General features: G+C 71.2%; 19 protein-coding genes. 5 read left to right on the top strand and 14 right to left on the bottom strand.

The features are described 5' to 3' along the window. Positions 1 to 37: 37 nt before the first annotated feature. From ACIQF6_RS06125 to ACIQF6_RS06135, 3 genes are all read right to left on the bottom strand, one after another. Complete coding sequence (locus ACIQF6_RS06125) at positions 38 to 1,009, bottom strand: threonine/serine dehydratase (protein ID WP_400890653.1); 972 nt, start codon at positions 1,007 to 1,009, stop codon at positions 38 to 40. A gap of 50 nt (positions 1,010 to 1,059) precedes the next feature. Continuing rightward, a complete protein-coding gene (locus ACIQF6_RS06130) occupies positions 1,060 to 1,521 on the bottom strand; it encodes an Lrp/AsnC family transcriptional regulator (RefSeq protein ID WP_030462120.1) in 462 nt (153 codons plus the stop codon). A gap of 116 nt (positions 1,522 to 1,637) precedes the next feature. Continuing rightward, on the bottom strand, positions 1,638 to 2,318 hold the full coding sequence (locus tag ACIQF6_RS06135) for a UbiX family flavin prenyltransferase (RefSeq protein ID WP_400890656.1): 681 nt from the start codon (positions 2,316 to 2,318) through the stop codon (positions 1,638 to 1,640). An 83-nt stretch (positions 2,319 to 2,401) separates the two neighbouring features. On the opposite strand from ACIQF6_RS06135, the gene ACIQF6_RS06140 reads away from it, so the two are divergent. Both ACIQF6_RS06140 and ACIQF6_RS06145 read left to right on the top strand, forming a co-directional pair. Beyond that, positions 2,402 to 3,142 (top strand): cyclase family protein, encoded by a 741-nt coding sequence (locus ACIQF6_RS06140; protein WP_400890658.1) that lies wholly within the window; start codon positions 2,402 to 2,404, stop codon positions 3,140 to 3,142. A gap of 92 nt (positions 3,143 to 3,234) precedes the next feature. Next, positions 3,235 to 3,945: an MOSC domain-containing protein gene (locus tag ACIQF6_RS06145; protein ID WP_400890660.1), complete on the top strand. Its 711-nt coding sequence runs from the start codon at positions 3,235 to 3,237 to the stop codon at positions 3,943 to 3,945. A 51-nt stretch (positions 3,946 to 3,996) separates the two neighbouring features. Here the strand turns inward: ACIQF6_RS06145 and ACIQF6_RS06150 are convergent, their stop codons facing one another. The 4 genes from ACIQF6_RS06150 to ACIQF6_RS06165 form a co-directional block, all read right to left on the bottom strand. Continuing rightward, positions 3,997 to 5,190 carry a hypothetical protein gene (locus ACIQF6_RS06150; protein ID WP_400890663.1) on the bottom strand — a complete coding sequence of 398 codons (1,194 nt, stop codon included), beginning with the start codon at positions 5,188 to 5,190 and terminating at the stop codon, positions 3,997 to 3,999. Positions 5,191 to 5,415: 225 nt separating this feature from the next. Beyond that, the gene (locus ACIQF6_RS06155; protein ID WP_400890665.1) at positions 5,416 to 5,808 is read right to left on the bottom strand and encodes a VOC family protein; all 393 of its coding nucleotides are present in this window, start codon (positions 5,806 to 5,808) and stop codon (positions 5,416 to 5,418) included. Between the two features lie 480 nt (positions 5,809 to 6,288). Then, positions 6,289 to 7,188 carry a menaquinone biosynthesis prenyltransferase MqnP gene (gene mqnP, locus ACIQF6_RS06160; protein ID WP_400890668.1) on the bottom strand — a complete coding sequence of 300 codons (900 nt, stop codon included), beginning with the start codon at positions 7,186 to 7,188 and terminating at the stop codon, positions 6,289 to 6,291. Continuing rightward, on the bottom strand, positions 7,185 to 8,642 hold the full coding sequence (locus ACIQF6_RS06165; protein WP_400890670.1) for a menaquinone biosynthesis decarboxylase: 1,458 nt from the start codon (positions 8,640 to 8,642) through the stop codon (positions 7,185 to 7,187). Before ACIQF6_RS06165 ends, mqnP begins: the two co-directional genes overlap by 4 nt. A gap of 74 nt (positions 8,643 to 8,716) precedes the next feature. Between ACIQF6_RS06165 and ACIQF6_RS06170 the strand changes: the two genes are divergently transcribed. The 3 genes from ACIQF6_RS06170 (at position 8,717) to ACIQF6_RS06180 (ending at position 11,337) form a co-directional block, all read left to right on the top strand. After that, a complete protein-coding gene (locus ACIQF6_RS06170) occupies positions 8,717 to 9,130 on the top strand; it encodes a PLD nuclease N-terminal domain-containing protein (protein ID WP_400890673.1) in 414 nt (137 codons plus the stop codon). A gap of 351 nt (positions 9,131 to 9,481) precedes the next feature. After that, positions 9,482 to 11,074, top strand: coding sequence for an acyl-CoA carboxylase subunit beta (locus ACIQF6_RS06175; protein ID WP_400892140.1), 1,593 nt, complete (start codon positions 9,482 to 9,484; stop codon positions 11,072 to 11,074). A gap of 59 nt (positions 11,075 to 11,133) precedes the next feature. Then, complete coding sequence (locus ACIQF6_RS06180) at positions 11,134 to 11,337, top strand: acyl-CoA carboxylase subunit epsilon (RefSeq protein WP_400890675.1); 204 nt, start codon at positions 11,134 to 11,136, stop codon at positions 11,335 to 11,337. Positions 11,338 to 11,394: 57 nt separating this feature from the next. On the opposite strand, the gene ACIQF6_RS06185 is transcribed toward ACIQF6_RS06180, so the two are convergent. The 7 genes from ACIQF6_RS06185 to hemL all read right to left on the bottom strand — a co-directional run bounded on the left by ACIQF6_RS06185 (position 11,395) and on the right by hemL (position 18,350). Beyond that, positions 11,395 to 11,799 (bottom strand): hypothetical protein, encoded by a 405-nt coding sequence (locus tag ACIQF6_RS06185; protein WP_400890677.1) that lies wholly within the window; start codon positions 11,797 to 11,799, stop codon positions 11,395 to 11,397. Between the two features lie 82 nt (positions 11,800 to 11,881). Continuing rightward, a complete protein-coding gene (gene ccsB / locus ACIQF6_RS06190; RefSeq protein ID WP_400890679.1) occupies positions 11,882 to 13,003 on the bottom strand; it encodes a c-type cytochrome biogenesis protein CcsB in 1,122 nt (373 codons plus the stop codon). Positions 13,004 to 13,006: 3 nt separating this feature from the next. Then, positions 13,007 to 14,767, bottom strand: a complete 1,761-nt coding sequence (locus tag ACIQF6_RS06195) for a cytochrome c biogenesis protein ResB (protein WP_400890681.1) — start codon at positions 14,765 to 14,767, stop codon at positions 13,007 to 13,009. 3 nt (positions 14,768 to 14,770) lie between these two features. Beyond that, positions 14,771 to 15,550, bottom strand: coding sequence for a cytochrome c biogenesis CcdA family protein (locus ACIQF6_RS06200; RefSeq protein WP_400890683.1), 780 nt, complete (start codon positions 15,548 to 15,550; stop codon positions 14,771 to 14,773). Next, the gene (locus ACIQF6_RS06205; protein WP_400890685.1) at positions 15,547 to 16,140 is read right to left on the bottom strand and encodes a TlpA family protein disulfide reductase; all 594 of its coding nucleotides are present in this window, start codon (positions 16,138 to 16,140) and stop codon (positions 15,547 to 15,549) included. Before ACIQF6_RS06205 ends, ACIQF6_RS06200 begins: the two co-directional genes overlap by 4 nt. A 174-nt stretch (positions 16,141 to 16,314) precedes the next feature. Next, positions 16,315 to 16,965, bottom strand: coding sequence for a histidine phosphatase family protein (locus ACIQF6_RS06210; protein ID WP_400892142.1), 651 nt, complete (start codon positions 16,963 to 16,965; stop codon positions 16,315 to 16,317). A 56-nt stretch (positions 16,966 to 17,021) separates the two neighbouring features. Further along, entirely contained in the window at positions 17,022 to 18,350 is a 1,329-nt protein-coding gene (gene hemL / locus ACIQF6_RS06215) for a glutamate-1-semialdehyde 2,1-aminomutase (protein ID WP_400892145.1), read from the bottom strand. Between the last annotated feature and the right edge of the window lie 133 nt (positions 18,351 to 18,483).

Here is an 18,483-nt window from a genome sequence, read left to right on the forward strand (position 1 = left end):
GCCTCCTCGGTCCTGCGATTCGTTGCCAGTCGAGAGACTACGCCTTTACCGCCAGCAGCTCGGCCAGCAGGGCGGGCTCCACGTTCCCGCCGCTCAGCACGGCCGCGAAGACCCGGCCGCCGAGCTCCTCCGCACGGTGGAAGTACGCGGCCGGGGCGACCGCGCCGGACGGCTCGGCGACCAGGCGGCCGCGGCGGGCCAGCAGCGCGACGGTGTCCTTGATCTCCTGCTCGGAGACGGTGACGATGTCGTCCACGTAGGCGGTGAGGTGCTCGAACGGGAGGACGCCCACCGACGGGGTGCGCAGGCCGTCGGCGACGGTGCGGTAGGTGTCGGCGATCGGCCAGGCGGTCCGGACGCCCTTGCGCAGGCTCTCCTGGGCGTCCGCCGCGAGCTCCGGCTCCACGCCGACCACCCGCACACCCGGGCAGGTCAGCTTCAGCGCCGCGGCGGTGCCGGAGATCAGCCCGCCGCCGGAGACCGGCACCAGCACGGTGTCCAGGTCGTCCGGGGCGTCCTCGGCGATCTCCAGGCCGACCGTGCCCTGCCCCGCCACGATGTACGGGTCGTCGTACGGCGGCACCCACACGTAGCCGTGCGCGGCGACCAGCTGCGGCGGGAGCGTGTCGCGCTGCTCGGCCGGGACGACCAGCACCTCGGCGCCGAACGAACGGGTGTTCTCGACCTTCACGGCGGGCGAGGTGTCCGGCATCACGATGACCGCCTTGATGCCGAGCCGCTGCGCCGCGTACGCCACCGCCTGGGCGTGGTTGCCGCTGGACTGCGCCACCACGCCCCGGGCGCGCTCCTCCGCGGTGAGCGCCGCCAGCCGGTTGAACGCGCCGCGGATCTTGAACGCCCCGGTCGGCTGGAGGCTCTCCGGCTTCAGCCACAGCCGGCGCCCGTCCGGCTGCTCCGCCCACGGGCAGGGCATCAGCGGGGTGCGGACCGCCGTGCCGGCGATGCGGCGCTGGGCGGCGCGCAGGTCTTCCAGGTCGACCAGGGACATCCGGGGCCATCCTCGTAGTTGACGGTTCGTGAGGAGACGACCCTAATGGGCTACTCGGCGAGGTGCAGCGGCAATTCGCTGACCCTGTTCTCCCACTTGGTGGAGAGCACCACCGTGGTCCGGGTGCGGGCCACGCCCTTGGTGCCGGACAGCCGCTTGACCACCGACTCCAGGCCCTCGACGTCCGGCACCCGGACCTTCAACATGTACGAGTCGTCGCCCGCGATGAACCAGCAGTCCTCCACCTCCGGGAGGTCCTTCAGCCGGTGCGAGACGTCGTCGTGGTCGGCGGCGTCGGTCAGTTGAAGACCGATCAGCGCCGTCACGCCGTAGCCGAGGGTGGCCGGGTTGACCGTCGCCCGGTACCCGGTGATCACGCCCGCCTGCTCGAGGCGGTTGATCCGGTCCGTCACGCTCGGCCCGGAGAGGCCCACCAGACGACCCAGCTCGGCGTACGAGGCCCGGCCGTTCTCCCGAAGTGCCTGGATGAGCTGCCTGTCCACAGAGTCCATTGCCTGCGCGTCCTTCCGAACCTTTCCAGAATCAAGATCATTTTCTGGAATCCAAGGCGCCGAGCGCCGATCGACCGGGGTATCCCAGAGAACATACTCTCCCGTGGCGAGGCCGCTCACTCGCCCCGGCGCGGCCGGGTTTCGGGGGCACTTCCGGGAGTGCTCCCCGTTTCACCGAGGCTGCCCGACCAGCGCCGGTACAGCCGGTGCGTCACCCCCACCGCGTCCAGCACCCGGCCCGCCACGAAATCCACCAGCTCCTGGGCGGTCGAGCCCCCCGCGTAGAAGCCCGGCGAGGCCGGCAGCACCACCGCGCCCTGCGCGTCGAGGGCCACCAGGTGCTGCAGGGTGGCGCCGGTCAGCGGGGTCTCGCGCAGGCAGAGCACCAGCGGGCGGCGCTCCTTCAGCGTCACCGAGGCGGTGCGCTGGAGCAGGTCCTTCGACAGGCCCAGCGCGATGCCGGCCGCCGCACCGGTGGTGGCCGGGACGACCAGCATTCCCTTCGCCGGGTACGAGCCGGAGGACGGGCCCGCCGCGAAGTCCCCCGCCGACCAGTACCGGACGTCGTCCAGCTCCTTCTCCTCCCGGCCCAGCCACTGCGCGAGATCGGCCTTCCAGTGCGCGTCCCGGAAGGAGATGCCGGTCTCGTCCAGGATGGTCAGCCGGGCGGCCCGGCTCACGATCAGGTCGACGGCCTCGCCGGCGTCCAGCAGCGCGCGGATCACGGACGCGGCGTAGGGGGTGCCGCTGGCGCCGGAGACGCCGAGGACCCAGGGGCGGCGGGTAGTGGTGGTCATGGGGGACATTCTCACGGGTGCGAACGCAGACGGGCGCGAGGACAGGGGCGTGCGGGGGCGCCCGGTCGACCACAATGAGCGCCATGGCAGTGGAGTTGGTGGATCTGACGCATCCCGTGGTGTCCGGGATGCCGGTGTATCCCGGGGATCCCGGGGTGGAGTTGCGGGCGGCCCTGACGGCCGAGGTGGAGGGGGTGAATGTGCTGGCGGTGCATCTGGGGTCGCAGACGGGGACGCACGTGGATGCGCCGTATCACCTGGACGTGCGATGGCCGACGTTGGACGGGTTGCCGTTGGAGCTGTTCACGGGGCCTGCGGTGGTGGTGGATCTGCGCGAGCTGCCGGCCCGGGGGGAGGTGACGGCCGACCACCTGGCGAAGGCCCTGGCGGTGTCGGGGCCGGGCACGGTGCTGCTGCTGGCGACGGGGTGGCCCAGGTACTGGGGGACGGACCGGTACTTCGCGCATCCGTACCTGTCCGTGGAGGCGGCGGCGGCGATCGTCGCGGCGGGCGTGCGCACGGTCGGGGTGGATGCGCTGTCGGTGGACCCGACGCCCGATCCGGGGCCGTCCGATCCCGAAGTGGCGAGTCTGCTGGCCGAGTTGGCGGACGAGCACGATCCGGCGCCGGAGCTGCCGACGCTGGCGGCGCACCGGGTGCTGCTGGGCCCGGAGGGCGGTGGGGTGATCGCGGAGAACCTGACGGACCTGTCGCTGCTGCTGGAGGCGCAGGCGGCGGGGGTGCCGGTGGAGGTGTCGCTGTTCCCGCTGCGGTTGACGGCGGCGGACGGGGCGCCGGTGCGGGCGGTGGCGCGGATCGGCTGATCGGCCGCCGAGCAGCCGGAACCGGCCAACGGGCCGCCCCCGCACGGGACTTGGTCTAGACCATAGGGGTGGGCCGCCGATACGCTTTCGCCATGCCTCAGATCGTCGGTGTGGTGGAGCGCCTGTGGCGCTACCCCGTGAAGTCCACGGGCGGCGAGTTGCTCGACTCCGTCGAGGTGGAGGGCCGCGGCCTGGTCGGCGACCGGCTGTACGCGGTGCGCGACGGTGCCGGGAAGTTCGGGTCGGGGAAGAGCACCCGCCGGTTCCGGCGGATGGACGGCCTGCTGCGGCTCAGCTCCCGGCTCGGCAACCGGATCGACGGCCCGGAGCTGTTCGACCCGCTGGGCATGCCGGTGCCGGACCCGGACGCGTTCCTGCGCGCCTACCTGGAGCAGGAGGACGTCGGGCTGGCCCGCGAGGACGCGGTGTCGCACTTCGACGAACTGCCGGTGAGCGTGCTGACCACCGCCACCCTGGACTGGATCGCCGAGGCGGTGCCGTCCGCGGTGGTGGACGAGCGCCGGTTCCGGCCGAACGTCCTGCTGCGCACCCCGCCCGGGACGCCGCCGTTCACCGAGGACGCCTGGTACGGCCGGGAGGGCCGGGTGAAGGGCGGCGTGCGGCTGGCGTTCGTCCGGGCCAGCGTGCGGTGTGTGATGGTCGGGGCGCCGCAGCCCGGGCTGCCGCACGCCCCGGAGATCCTGAAGACCCTCGTGCAGAAGCGGGACGCCGAGCTCGGCGCGCTGGCGTCCGTCTCCCGGCCCGGCCGGCTGCGGGTCGGGGACGTGCTGACGCTGGCCTGAGCGCCCGGAACGTCCGCCGGTGCCAGCAGGGGCGGCGCCGGCAGGGGCGGGTCAGACCGGTTCGACCCCCGCTGCGGCCGGGCCCTTGCGGTACTCCAGGGCAGTGGTGACGAGGACGACGGCGAGGGCGGCGGCCATGGCGCCGGCGATCAGGTGCCAGCCGAACGGCGACCACGCGTAGGCCTCGGGGTCTCGGTCCGGCCGGTGGCGCACGTACGGCAGGTAGCTGGCGAAGGACGCCGCCTGGACCAGGACCGGGGCGAACCAGAGGCGGCGCGGCAGGTAGAAGGCCGCCACCAGGCTGAGGACGTCCGCGACGTAGAAGTACCGGTCGTGCATGGACGGCAGCAGGAACGGCACGGCGATCGCCGAGCAGAGGGCGGTCAGCAGCACCTGGTTCGGCGTGAGGGCCGGCCGGCCGGCGCCGCCACGCAGGGCGAGCCGGCCGGTGCGGGAGAGCACGGCCAGCGCGATCAGGGCGATCACCACGAGGCCCGCGCCCACGATCCCGGCCCGGCGGACGGCGTCGAGCCGGTCCGGGTCGGTCGGGGACGCGACGAACTGGTACAGCGACGGCGCGTTGAGGGTGAGCTGCGGGTACGTGTCGGTCTGCCGGGAGTAGACGGTGAGCAGCCCGACCGGGTCGGCGCCCAGCAGGAGGGCCGGGACGTCCAGCGCGAGGAAGACGGCCGGAACGGCGAGCAGACTGCGCCACCGCACCTGCCGGGTCAGCAGCATGACCAGCAGGAACGGGAAGACGAAGACCGCCTGCAGCTTGAACGCCAGGGCGAGGCCGAGCATCGCGCAGGCCCCCCAGGAGCGGCCGCGCAGCACGAACCAGAGGGCGCCGAGGACGAACGAGGTGTAGATCGCGTCGGACTGCGCCCACCAGCCGCTGTTGGTCGCGACGGTCGGCAGCACCATGGCCAGCAGCGCCGCCGCGAACGGCTGCCAGGCGCCGGGGCGCGGGTGTCGCAGCGCGACGATCCGGAAGACGAAGAAGCACTGGAGCACGTCGAAGGCCACCGAAACGGCCTTGATCCCGGTGAGCGGCGAGACCGGCAGGTAGGTCAGCGCCGCCAGCACGTAGAGGTACGGGACGTTGTAGTCCGAGAAGCCGGTGTCCTTGAGTGCGTGAAAACCGCCGTGCTGCTGGATGAAGCGGTACCAGTGGACCAGGAAGTACCGGAAGTCGTCCGACTGCTCGTGCCGCACGGGCAGGCGGATCAGGACGCCGATCGCCACGATGCCGACGGCCGTTGCCCAGCGGACCGCCGGCCTCGACAGGGGACTCGGTCCCGCTTCCGCCGGGAGCGGGCGTTCGGGCAACAGGGCCATCTGTCCCCAATCATCAGGCCGGGACACACCCCCTCCGGCGCCCCTCGCAGGAGAGCCATTCAACCCGATGCGCCGACCGCCCCTCGCCGGTGGGCGGTCCGGGCCCGCACGCGCTCCCGCGACCCCGGTCGTTCACGCGTCGGCGCGCCGGTCGGCCCGGCGCGGGATCAGGCAGAACGGGTGGCCGGCCGGGTCGACGAACACCGTCCAGCCCGCCTCGCGGTCCTTGACCTCGGCGCCGAGTTCGACCACCCGCTGCTCGACGGCGGAGATGTCCTCGACCTCGATGTCCAGGTGGAGCTGCTGCGGGTGGCCCGGGTCGGGCCAGATCGGCGGGCGGTAGTCCTCGACGCGCTGGAAGCCGAGCACCTGGCCGCCGGGCAGGTGGACGGTGGACCACTCCTCGTCCAGCGACCAGCGCGGATCGGGCCGGTCGACCTCGCCGCCGAGCAGGGCGGCGTAGAAGTGCGCCAGGCCCGCCGGGTAGTGGCAGTCCAGCACCACGCACTGCAGTGTGCCGATCATCGTGCTCCCCGTCCGGATCTCGTCGAGCCCCTCGTTCCAGCATGGCCCATCGTGGTGACGGGCGGCGGACGATCGGACGGCCCGACCGGGTCGAGCCCGCCGCCCGGCAGGCGGACGGCGGTGACCCCGGGCAGGCCGGGCAGCCGGCCGGCGGTGATCCGGTCGAGGTCCGCGCCGGGCGTCGGCCCGGCCGAGCGTCAGGTGCGGGCGGTACCCCTCGGCGTGGGCGCGGCACTGCGGGAAGCGGCGCTCCGGGGGTAGTGCACGCGCATGCCGACACCCTGGGGGGCTGACGGGTATTGCGGACGGGAGCACGAACAGGGGCGCGGGGAACTGCGCGACAAGCGCAAGTCACGTCCGCAAGGTCGCGATCACGTGCAGGTCATTGTCCTGCGTCGCGATCTTGCGGACGTGGTGCGTTCCCCATCGCGCAGTTCCCCGCGCCCCTGGTTGTGCTCTCCCTGATGGTGTTTTCCCTGGTTACGCGGTGAGGCCCCGGGCGATCAGGTCGATCAGGGCGAAGGCGAACAGCGAGATGCCCACGAAGCCGTTGGTGGAGAAGAAGGCCCGGTTGAGGCGGGAGAGGTCGTGCGGCTTGACGATGGTGTGCTCGTAGACGAAGGCGCCGGCGACGACCGCGAGGCCGCACCAGAAGAAGGCGCCGGCGTGGGTGAGGACGGCGTACCAGACGAGGAGGCCGGTGGTCAGGGCGTGGCAGACCCGGGCGCCGGTGATCGCGGCGGGGATGCCGAACTTGGCGGGGACGGAGCGGACGCCCATGCCGCGGTCGGCGGCGACGTCCTGGCAGGCGTAGATGAGGTCGAAGCCGCCGATCCAGATGCCGACGGCGAGGCCGAGGACGGCCGCGTCCCAGGACCAGGTGCCGGTGACGGCGAGCCATGCGCCGACCGGGCCCATCGCCTGGGCGAGGCCGAGGATGGCCTGCGGGAAGTCGGTGAAGCGCTTGCCGTAGGGGTAGACCACCATCGGGATCACGGCGATGGGGGCCAGCACCAGGCAGAGGGTGTTGAGCAGGGCGGCGGAGCCGAGGAAGACCACCAGGGCGACGGCGGAGCCGATGTACGCGGTGCGCAGGGAGACCGCGCCGGTGACGAGTTCGCGGCTCGCGGTGCGCGGGTTCCGGGCGTCGATCTCGCGGTCGATGATCCGGTTGGCGGCCATCGCGAAGGTGCGCAGGCCGACCATGCAGACGGTGACCAGCAGCAGTTCGCCCCAGTGCACGGACTTGTCGGCGAGGAACATCGCGGTGAGGGCGGCGATGTAGGCGAACGGCAGGGCGAAGATCGAGTGCTCGATCATGACCAGGCGCAGGAAGGCCCGGGTCCTGCTCCGCGGTGCTTCGATGGCGGCCGTGCTCACAGCCCGTACTCCTTCCAGCGGCGGGTGACCCGGGCGGCGGTCGCCGGGTCGGAGGTGACCATCTCGGGCCAGCCGCCGTCGCGGGTGTAGCCCTCCTCGGGGAGCTTGCGGGTGGCGTCGATGCCGGCCTTGCCGCCCCAGAACTGCTGGTAGGAGGCGTGGTCGAGGTGGTCGACGGGGCCTTCGACGATGGAGAGGTCGCGGCTGTAGTCGACGTTGCCGAGGGCCCGCCAGGCGACTTCCTGGTAGTCGTGGACGTCGCAGTCGGCGTCCACCACGATGATCAGCTTGGTCAGCGACATCATGTGGGCGCCCCAGATGGCGTGCATGACCTTCTGCGCGTGCTTGGGGTACTTCTTGTCGATCGAGACGATCACGCAGTTGTGGAAGCCGCCGGCCTCGGGCAGGTCGTAGTCGACGATGTCCGGGATGATCACCTTGAGCAGCGGCAGGAAGAAGCGCTCGGTGAACTTGCCGAGCGGCCCGTCCTCGGTGGGCGGGCGGCCGACCACGATGGACTGCAGGATCGGGCGGCGGCGCATGGTGACGCAGTCGATGGTGAGCGCGGGGAACGGCTCCTGCGGCGTGTAGAAGCCGGTGTGGTCGCCGAACGGGCCCTCGGGGAGCAGTTCGCCGGGCTCCAGCCAGCCTTCGAGGACGACCTCGGCGTCCGCCGGGACCTGGAGCGGGACGGTCTTGCAGTCGACCATGCGGACCCGCTCGCCCGCGACGAAGCCGGCGAACAGGTACTCGTCGATGTCGCCGGGCAGCGGGGCGGTGGCGGCGTAGGTGACGGCGGGCGGGCAGCCGAAGGCGATCGCGACGGGGAGCTTCTCGCCGCGCTTGGCGGCGACCGCGGCGTGGTTGCGGCTGTCCTTGTGGATCTGCCAGTGCATGCCGATGGTGCGCTTGTCGTGCCGCTGCAGCCGGTACAGGCCGAGGTTGCGGATGCCGGAGTCCGGGTCCTTGGTGTGGGTCAGGCCGAGGTTGAAGAAGGAGCCGCCGTCCAGCGGCCAGGTGAACAGCGCGGGCAACTGGTCCAGATCGACGTCCTCGCCGGTGAGGACGGTCTCGTGCACGGGCGCGTCGGCGGACTTCACGTTCCTCGGCGGGACGTGCGTCATCGAGGCGAGCTTGCCGAAGGCCTCGCGGAAGCCGGTGAAGCCCTGCGGCATCTCGGGCTTGAGCAGGCCGCCGATCTTCTCGGCGATGTCGTCGGGGGACTTCAGGCCGAGGGCCTTGGAGAGTCGGCGCTCGGTGCCGAAGACGTTCATGGCCAGCGGCATCGCCGAGCCCTTGACGTTCTCGAAGAGCAGCGCGGGGCCCTTGGCCTTCTGCACCCGGTCGACGATCTCACCGACCTCCAAGTGGGGGTCGACCTCCACCTTGATCCGCTTCAGGTCACCGTCGCGTTCCAGGGCCCGGAGGAAGGAACGGAGATCGTCGTATGCCATACGTGTCAGTATCCGATACCGGCTACCCTGAGCCCGCCAAGGGTCCTGTTCGAACGTAGTTCGGAGTTCTGCGCGTGCTTCTGCGAGTCGCCCCCACGGTCGTGCTGCTGGCCCTGTGGATATGGGCGTTCATCGACTGCCTGACCACCCCCGAGGACGAGATACGCCACCTGCCGAAGGTGGTGTGGGTGATCATCGTGCTGCTGTTCCCGCTGGTCGGCTCGATCGCCTGGCTGGTGGCCGGCAAGAACCGGGCGGCCCGCCGCCGCCAGGTCCCGTGGCCGTCCGGCCCGACCGCCGGGTTCCCGGAGTACGAGCGTCCGCGGCAGCTCGCGCCGGACGACGACCCGGAGTTCCTGGCCTCGCTGAAGCGCGGCAACCAGCAGCACGAGGACATGCTCAAGCAGTGGGAGGCGGACCTGCGCCGCCGCGAGGAGGAGCTGCGCCGGGGCGACGAGCGCCCCGAGGGGGACGCCGCCAAGGGCTGATCCCGCCTTTTGGCGCATCCCTACGATCCGAGCCTTCTTCGCTTCCGTTCCCGTCGGCCGCCGGCCTTCGCGCGCCCCTTCCGGAGGGCGGCGTTCCGGCGGCCTTCGCATGCCCGCAATCTTGCCGCTGACCTGCCAATTCACCGCCCCGGGCGATCCCGGTGGGGGGTATCCCCGAGTACCCGCCCGGAGCGACTCGGCAGTAGCCCCGTGCGCCCCCTTCTGTGCGTCCTCTACAGCGATCGGGTCCCGACCTTGTACGGAATGGACGCCGAAACGCGGGCGCACTGGCTCGTACTGTCGTAACAGAAGAGGTGTTCGCTGACTCACGTGACCTTGGAGAGGTTCGAGATGACGGTCCTGCACGACGCGCCGGTCGGCGGCGAGGCTCCGGCCGATGCCCGTAGCCGGGTCGCCGAACTTCACGAGCTGCGCGAGCAGGTCCGCCGGGGCCCGAGCGAGAAGGCCACCGAGGCCCAGCACGCCAAGGGCAAGCTCACCGCCCGCGAGCGGATCGAGCTGCTGCTGGACGAGGGCTCGTTCCACGAGGTGGAGCCGCTGCGCCGGCACCGCGCCCAGGGCTTCGGCCTGGAGGCGAAGAAGCCGCACACCGACGGTGTGATCGTCGGCTGGGGCACCGTCCACGGCCGGACGGTCTTCACCTACGCCCACGACTTCCGGATCTTCGGCGGCGCGCTGGGCGAGGCCCACGCCCAGAAGATCCACAAGATCATGGACATGGCCATCGCGGCCGGCGCCCCGCTGGTGTCGCTGAACGACGGCGCCGGCGCCCGCATCCAGGAGGGTGTGACCGCGCTGGCCGGCTACGGCGGCATCTTCCAGCGCAACACCCGCGCCTCGGGCGTCATCCCGCAGATCTCGGTCATGCTCGGCCCGTGCGCCGGCGGCGCCGCGTACTCCCCCGCGCTGACGGACTTCGTGTTCATGGTCCGCGAGACCTCGCAGATGTTCATCACCGGCCCGGACGTGGTGCAGGCCGTCACCGGCGAGAAGATCACCCAGAACGGCCTGGGCGGCGCCGACGTGCACTCCTCGGTCTCGGGTGTCTCGCACTTCGTCTACGACGACGAGCAGTCCTGCATCGAAGAGGTCCGCTACCTGCTGTCGCTCCTCCCGCAGAACAACCGCGAGATGCCGCCGACCGTCGCCAACGACGACCCGGTGGACCGCCGCAACGAGTCGCTGCTCGACCTCGTCCCGGCGGACGGCAACCGGCCGTACGACATGCGCAAGGTGATCGAGGAGATCGTCGACCACGGCGAGTACCTGGAGGTCCACGAGCGCTGGGCGACCAACGTGATCTGCGCGCTGGCCCGGGTCGACGGCCACGTGGTCGGCATCATCGCCAACCAGCCGCAGTCGCTGGCCGGCGTGCTGGACATCAACGCCTCCGAGAAGTCGGCGCGCTTCGTGCAGATGTGCGACGCGTTCAACATCCCGCTGGTGACCATGCTGGACGTGCCGGGCTTCCTGCCCGGTGTCGACCAGGAGCACGACGGCATCATCCGGCACGGCGCGAAGCTGCTGTACGCGTACTGCAACGCCACCGTGCCGCGGATCCAGCTGATCCTGCGCAAGGCCTACGGCGGCGCGTACATCGTGATGGACTCCCGCTCGATCGGCGCGGACCTGTCCTTCGCCTGGCCGACCAACGAGATCGCCGTGATGGGCGCCGAGGGCGCCGCGAACGTGATCTTCCGCCGTGACATCAACGGGTCCGACGACCCCGAGGCAATGCGCGCGCAGAAGATCAAGGAGTACAAGAGCGAGCTGATGCACCCGTACTACGCGGCCGAGCGCGGCCTCGTCGACGACGTCATCGACCCCGCCGAGACCCGGGCCGTGCTGGCCTCCTCGCTGGCGATGCTCCGCACCAAGCACGCCGACCTGCCGAGCCGCAAGCACGGCAACCCGCCGATGTAACCGGTGCGACGCGCCCGCCGCCACCGTTCAGCCGCCAGCCAGGGGGAGAAACAGGAACCATGAACGAACCTCTCGTCCGTATCGTCCGGGGCTCGCTGTCCGCCGAGGAGCTCGCCGCCCTGACCGCGGTGCTGACCGCCCGCGCCGCGCAGGCCTCGGCGGTCGCCGCCGCCAACCAGGCCGTCGAGCCGATCGCCACCTGGTCCCGGATGGAGCGCCGCCCGGCGTACTTCTCCCCGGTCAGCTGGCAGCAGGCCGCGTGAGACACGCGAGGGGCTCCGGAGGCAGTGCCTCCGGAGCCCCTCGCGTTTTCGCTGCTGCTACGCCGCGGCCAGCGCCGCAGGGCGGCCGGCGTGCATGGTGGTGAGGTTGGCCGCCAGTCGCAGCGGGTCCTGGGCCAGCCAGAGCCGCACCGCGGCCCCGAGCATGACGCAGGACGAGTCGAGGCGGACGCCCGTGGAGTGGGCGACCCGCGCGGCGGCGATGGCGAGCAGGTCGGCGAGCTCGGTGGGGAGCCACACCGTGAGCGCGCAGGGCGCCGGGGTGGCGAGCGCGGCGAGCAGCCGGTGGGCGTCCGCCGGGCAGTGCAGCGTGGGCAGGACGTCCAGCAGCCCGTCGGCGACGACCTCGGAGACGTCGCTGTGATGGCCCTGGGCGAGCCGTCGCAGCAGCGCACGTTCCGCTGCGGTGATTCGGACGGTCATGATGACCTCGTCGCACTCCATGGTGCGGCCCTCCTCGCGGCTTTGTGGATCTCGGGGGTGGATCAGGGGGGTCAGGCAGGGGGTGGGGCAGGCGGTGCGGGCGTCAGATGCCGGCGTACGAGTGCTTGCCGGTGATGAAGATGTTGACGCCGTAGAAGTTGAACAGCCAGCAGGCGAAGGCGAGCAGGGCCAGGTAGGCGGCCTTGCGTCCGCGCCAGCCGGCGGTGGCCCGGGCGTGCAGGTAGGCGGCGTAGGCGACCCAGGTGATGAACGACCAGGTCTCCTTCGGGTCCCACTCCCAGTACTTGCCCCAGGCGGCCTCGGCCCAGATCGCGCCCGCGATGATGGTGAACGTCCACAGCGGGAAGATCAGGGCGTTGACCCGGTAGGACAGCTTGTCCAGGGTGCTCGCGGCGGGCAGGCGCTCCATCAGGTTGGCGGCCCGAACGGTCAGGCCGGCCGCGACCCGGTGCTCGTAGCGGTCCTTGAGCAGGTAGGCGACGGTGGCGACGGCCGCTGCGAAGAAGGCGCCGCCGCAGATCGTCGCGGTGGAGACGTGGATGCCCAGCCAGTAGGAGTGCAGCGCCGGGACGAGCTGCTCGGACTCGGTGTACAGCACGGCCACGGCGACGCCGAGGATCAGCAGGACGGCGACCACCACGGGCAGGCCCAGCCAGCGCACGTTCTTCTTGGTGGCCAGCAGCACGACGTACGAGCCGACCATCATCAGCGCGAACGCGACGGAGAACTCGTACATGTTGCCCCACGGCCAGCGCGTCACCGACAGGCCGCGGGTGATCACGCTGCCGGCGTGCAGCAGCAGGCCGAGCACGGTCAGCGAGACCGCGATCCGGCCGGCCACGTCGGCCTTCTCGCTGCTGCCGGCCGGGCCGAGGCCGTCCGCCGGGCCGTCCTCGCCGCGGCCGCTGGTCACCGTGGTGGCGCCGGCGTCGGCCAGCGCGGTCCGGGTCAGGGTGGTGGTTCCGCCGCCCTGCGAGGCCACGGTGACGCTGACCTTGCGGACGCCCTTGGCCGCCTCGGTGGAGTCGCTGACCGACTCCCCGAGGGTGGCCTGCTGCCGGGAGCGGACGGCGACGCCGCCCTTGGAGCCGAACGTCCACTCGAACATCTGGGCGAACATGGCCAGGGTGTAGACGGCCATCGCCGAGTAGATCAGCTTGTTGGAGATATCGGCCAAATGGGTGTTGACCTGCGCGAGCAGCACCGTCTACTCCTTGGTTTCCGGGGCGGTGGGGACGGCTGCGGCCGGGGAGTCGGCGGCTGCCGGTGCGTCGTCGTCAGCGGGGTCGTCGATGGAACCCTCGGGGGCCGGCTCCTCGTCGATGGCCGGCGCGTCGCCCTGCAGCTCGACGGCGAGCTCGGCGAGCTCCTCGGCGGTGCGGGCGGACTCGCTGCGGCCCAGACCGGCCACCTCGACCAGGGTGCGGCCGTCGGGGCCGGTGACCGCCCGGACCCAGATCCGGCGGCGCTGGATGAACAGCGAGCCGATCAGACCGAGGATCGCGGCGACCGCGCCGACCAGCGCGACGGAGTTGCCGGGGTGGTGCGAGACGGTGAACGTGGCCCACTGCTGGTAGCCGTCGAAGGTGAGCGTGCCGTAGTTGTCGGGCAGCTGCCAGCCCTCGCCGACCTTGAGACGGACCTTGGCGATGTCGCCGTCCACCTTCAGCTGGGTCATCGCCTTGTCGTCCAGCTGGTACACGTTCTGCGGCAGGCCGCTGTCGGTGCGCAGGTCGCCGGCGTAGGCGTTGAGGACCAGCATCGGGTCCGCGGCGGCCGGGAACATCGACCGCGGACCGGTCTGCTCGAAGTTCGCCGGAGCGGTCGGCAGGAAGAAGCCCTGGAACGCCAGCTGGGTCTTGTTGCCGTTGGCGTCGGTGCCGTAGTCGTTGACCTTGATCACGCCGGGCGAGGTCATGTTGGAGTCGCGCGGCAGGAACGGCGTCGGGCCGCTGAAGACGATCTCGTTCTTGGCGTTCCGGACCGTCACCACCGGGGCGTAGCCGTGGCCGATCAGGTAGACCTTGGAGCCGCCGATCTCCAGCGGGTGGTTGACCTCGATGGTCGACTTCTTCAGCTTGGTCGCGTCGTCGCCCACCCAGTAGCGGACGTTCGCGGTGAACTGGCGCGCGGTACCGACCTGCGGGCCGCTCTCCTGGTAGCGGGCGGTGAAGCCGTCCAGCTTGAAGCCGAAGGCGTCCAGGTCGTTCACGCCGTAGAAGTGCGAGCCGTAGAAGTCGTCGATCTGGGTGGTGGTGTTGGAGTAGCCCTGGCCCTCCAGCACCAGCTTGCTGGCGGTGCCGGAGGCCACACCGGCCCAGGCGACGCCGATCAGCAGCAGGAACAGCGAGAAGTGGAACAGCAGGTTGCCGACCTCGCGCAGGTAGCCCTTCTCGGCGGCGACCGAGCCGTTTCCGACGACGGCCCGGAAGCCGCGCTTCTTCAGCAGCGCGTGGGCGGCGGCGTTCACGGCGTCCGGGTCGGCGTCGCTGCGCCAGGCCGCGTACACCGGCATCCGGGTCAGGTTGCGCGGAGCCGTCGGGGGCTGCGAGCGCAGCACGCCGACGAACTGCCAGGTGCGCGGGACGATGCAGCCGGCCAGCGAGACGAACAGCAGGATGTAGATCGCCGAGAACCAGGACGAGCTGTAGACGTGGAACAGCTGGAGCTTCTCGAACAGCGGCGTGATGCCCTTGTGGGCGTCCTTCCAGGCCACGACCTTCATCTGGTCGGGGCCGTCCTGCGGGATCAGCGAGCCGGGGATGGCCGCCAGCGACAGCAGGAACAGCAGCAGCAGGGCGACCCGCATCGAGGTGAGCTGCCGCCAGAACCACCGCAGCCAGCCGACGAAGCCTATGCTGCCGGTCGGGACGTCGCCCTCCTCGGGCGCGGTGCTGAGGCGCTCGACGCCGTCGGCGTCGGGGTCCGCGGCGTCGGCCGGCTGGGGGCTGGTCTTGGTGTCGCTCACTGATCAGATTCCGATCGAGAAGTTCTCGGTGAGGTACTGGAGCTGGTTGACCAGCGAGTCCCACACCCCGGTCACCAGGGCCAGGCCGACCGCGACGAGCATGGCGCCACCGATCCGCATCACCCACTGGTAGTGCCGCTTGACCCAGCCGAAGGCGCCCAGGGCCTTGCGGAACGCCAGGGCGGCCAGGACGAACGGTACGCCGAGGCCCACGCAGTACACCGTCATCAGCAGTGCGCCACGCCCGGCGTCGGCTTCGTTGGCGGAGAGCGAGTTGATCGCCGCGATGGTCGGCCCCATGCACGGCGTCCAGCCCAGGCCGAACACCACGCCGAGCAGCGGCGCGCCGAGCACCCCGACCGCCGGGCGCCGGTGGGTGCGCAGCTCGCGCATGGTGAAGCCGGGCAGCAGGCCCATGAAGGCCAGGCCCATCAGCACCGTGAGGCAGCCCATCACGATCGAGATGATCCGCCGGTGGTCGACCAGGTTCTGGCCGACGTAGCCGAACAGCGCGCCTTCGGAGATGAAGACGGCGGCGAAGCCGAGCACGAACATCCCCGAGCCGAGCAGCATCCGGCCGCGGCGGGTGCCGCGCGCGTCCGACAGGTCGGCCGCGGAGAAGCCGGTGACGTAGCTGAGGTAGCCGGGCACCAGCGGCAGCACGCACGGTGAGAAGAACGAGAGCAGCCCGGCGGCCAGCGCGATCGGCAGTGCGAGCACCAGCGCGCCGCTGCCCACCGTCTCGTTGAACCCGACGTCGGCAGCGGCCAGGACGGCGCTCACTTGGACTCCGCGAGGACCGGCTCGATCATCTTGTCGAGGTCCTCGGTGGACATCGCGCGCATCGCGCGGGCGGCCAGCCTGCCGTCCTTGTCGATCACGATGGTGGTCGGGATGGACTGCGGGTTGAGGCTGCCCTTGGGGAACTTGAGGATCTGGGTGCCGTCCGGGTCGTAGATGCTCGGGTAGGTGACCCCGAAGTTCTTCTCGAACGCGACGGCGTTGGCGGGGGAGGTGTCCCGGGTGTTGATGCCGAGGAACTGCACCTGGTCGCCGTACTTCTCGGAGCTGGCCTGGAGGCCCTTGGCCTCGGCCCGGCAGGGGCTGCACCAGGAGCCCCAGATGTTGAGGACGACCACCTTGCCGCGGTAGTCGGAGAGCTTGAGGGAGCCGGTGCCGTCCAGTCCGACGCCGCTGATGTCGGGGGCGTCCACCCGGTGGCCGGCGGCGGCGGTGTCGATGCCGCCCTTGCCGGTGATGAAGCCCGTCGAGCCGCCCCCGGAGCCGGAGCTGGCGCACCCGGTGAGGGCCAGGGCGGTGGCCGCGCCGAGGGCGGCGGTGAGGCGGGTGCGGCGACTGGACGTCCAAGACATGTGAAAAGTTTCGCATGGCTCTTCGGCCCGTTTTAGGGGGGTCCGGCGTTGTCGACCGGACCCCCCGTGACCTGCGAAAACTACGCTTATGATCGTCTTAATTCGGGCATTCCGTCGCCCGTCGCGCTTACCTCGGGACCGCCGGTGTGAGCAATGTCCCGAACCCGGTGCGGACTACGCCCCGAAGCTCTTCCCGACCGGCTTGTCGCCCTTCTTGCCCTTGCCCACCAGGTGGGCCGGCAGCAGGTCGCGGGCCGGCTCGCGGTAGCCGATCGAGACGATCCGGTCACCCTCGTAGGTGAAGCTGGTCAACGAGGCGAGCGAGCACTGCCGACGGCGCGGGTCGTGCCAGAGCCGTCGGCGCTCCGCGAACGAGCGCAGGATCCAGATCGGCAGCTGGTGGCTGACGCACACCGCCTCGTGCCCGCGCGCGGCGTCCCGGGCGGCGGCGATCGCGCCCATCATCCGCACCACCTGGTCGATGTACGGCTCGCCCCAGGACGGCTTGAACGGGTTGGTCAGGTACCGCCAGTACGCCGGGTTGCGGAGCGAGCCGTCGCCGACGCCGAAGGTCTTGCCCTCGAAGATGTTCTCCGCCTCGATCAGCCGCGGGTCGGCGGCCACCTCCAGGCCGTGCGCCTTGGCGATCGGCTCGGCGGTCTCCTGGGCGCGCTCCAGCGGGGAGGCCACCACGTGCGTGATGTCCCGGTCCTTCAGGTGCTCGGCCACCCGCTCGGCCATCTGCCGCCCCAGGTCGGACAGGTGGTAGCCCGGCAGCCGGCCGTACAGCACGCCCTCCGGGTTGTGCACCTCGCCGTGCCGCATCACGTGGACGACGGTGATGTCCTTGCCGGTCGACGCACCCGTCTCGCTTCGCTCGGTCACTTCGACTCCTCGGTGGCCTCGGCGGCGGCGCGGGCGGCGGCGGGCAGGGCGGCGGCGATCCGCTCGATCGCCCGCGCGTCGTGCGCGGACGAGACGAACCAGGACTCGAACGCCGACGGCGGCAGGTAGACGCCCTGGCTCAGCATCGAGTGGAAGAACCCGTTGAAGCGGAACGCCTGCTGGCGGCGGGCCTCGTCGTAGTTGGTGACCTGCTGGTCGGTGAAGAACACCGAGAACATGTTGCCCGCGGTCTGCAGGCGGTGCGCCACGCCCTCCTTCGAGAGCGCCTCGGCGACCAGGCCGGACACCTCGGCGGCGACCTTGTCCACGGTGGCGTACACCTCGTCGGTGCAGTTCCGCAGCTGGGCCAGGCCGGCGGCGGTGGCGATCGGGTTACCGGACAGGGTGCCCGCCTGGTAGACCGGGCCGGCCGGGGCGAGGTGCGCCATCACGTCGGCGCGGCCGCCGAACGCCGCGGCGGGGAAGCCGCCGCCCATCACCTTGCCGAAGGTGAGCAGGTCCGGCGCCCAGCCCTCGTGGGCGGCCTCCAGCCCGTACCAGCCGGCCTTGGAGACGCGGAAGCCGGTCATCACCTCGTCGGAGATGAACAGCGCGCCGCTCTCCCGGCACAGCTCGGCCAGGCCGCGGTTGAAGCCGGGCAGCGGCGGCACCACGCCCATGTTGCCGGGCGAGGCCTCGGTGATCACGCAGGCGATCTCGCCGGGGTGCGCGGCGAACGCGGCGCGCACCGCGTCCAGGTCGTTGTACGGCAGCACGATGGTGTCGCCGGCCTGCGCGCCGGTGACGCCCGGCGTGTCGGGCAGGCCGAAGGTGGCGACACCGGAACCGGCGGCGGCCAGCAGGGCGTCCACGTGACCGTGGTAACAGCCCGCGAACTTGACCACCTTGGCGCGGCCCGTGAAGCCGCGGGCCAGCCGGATCGCCGACATGGTCGCCTCGGTGCCGCTGGAGACCAGGCGGACCTGCTCGACCGGGGCGATCCGGGCGACGATCTCCTCGCCGAGCTCGACCTCGCCCTGGCCGGGCGTGCCGAACGAGGTGCCGCGGGAGACGGCCTGCTGCACGGCCTCGATCACCGCGGGGTGCGAGTGGCCGAGCAACATCGGGCCCCACGAACACACCAGGTCCACGTACTCGCGGCCATCGGCGTCGGTCAGGTACGGGCCGTTGCCGGACACCATGAACCGGGGCGTGCCGCCGACCGCGCGGAAGGCCCGCACCGGCGAGTTGACGCCGCCGGGGGTGACCGCCAAGGCGCGCTCGAACAGCGACTGGGACTGGGGTGCTTCGTACGGGTAGCTCATCTGCTCGCTCATCCGTTGGGTCCGCGGGGTGGCCTGGAGCCTCTCTTACCCGAACATGGTCTCAAATCGTGTCTTTGCGTTCTGCATGTCGGGCCCGATCATCTGGAACGATGATCCGTGTGCTGCTCCCCTC

It is taken from the genome of Kitasatospora sp. NPDC092948 (assembly GCF_044754805.1).
GTDB lineage: Bacteria > Actinomycetota > Actinomycetes > Streptomycetales > Streptomycetaceae > Kitasatospora.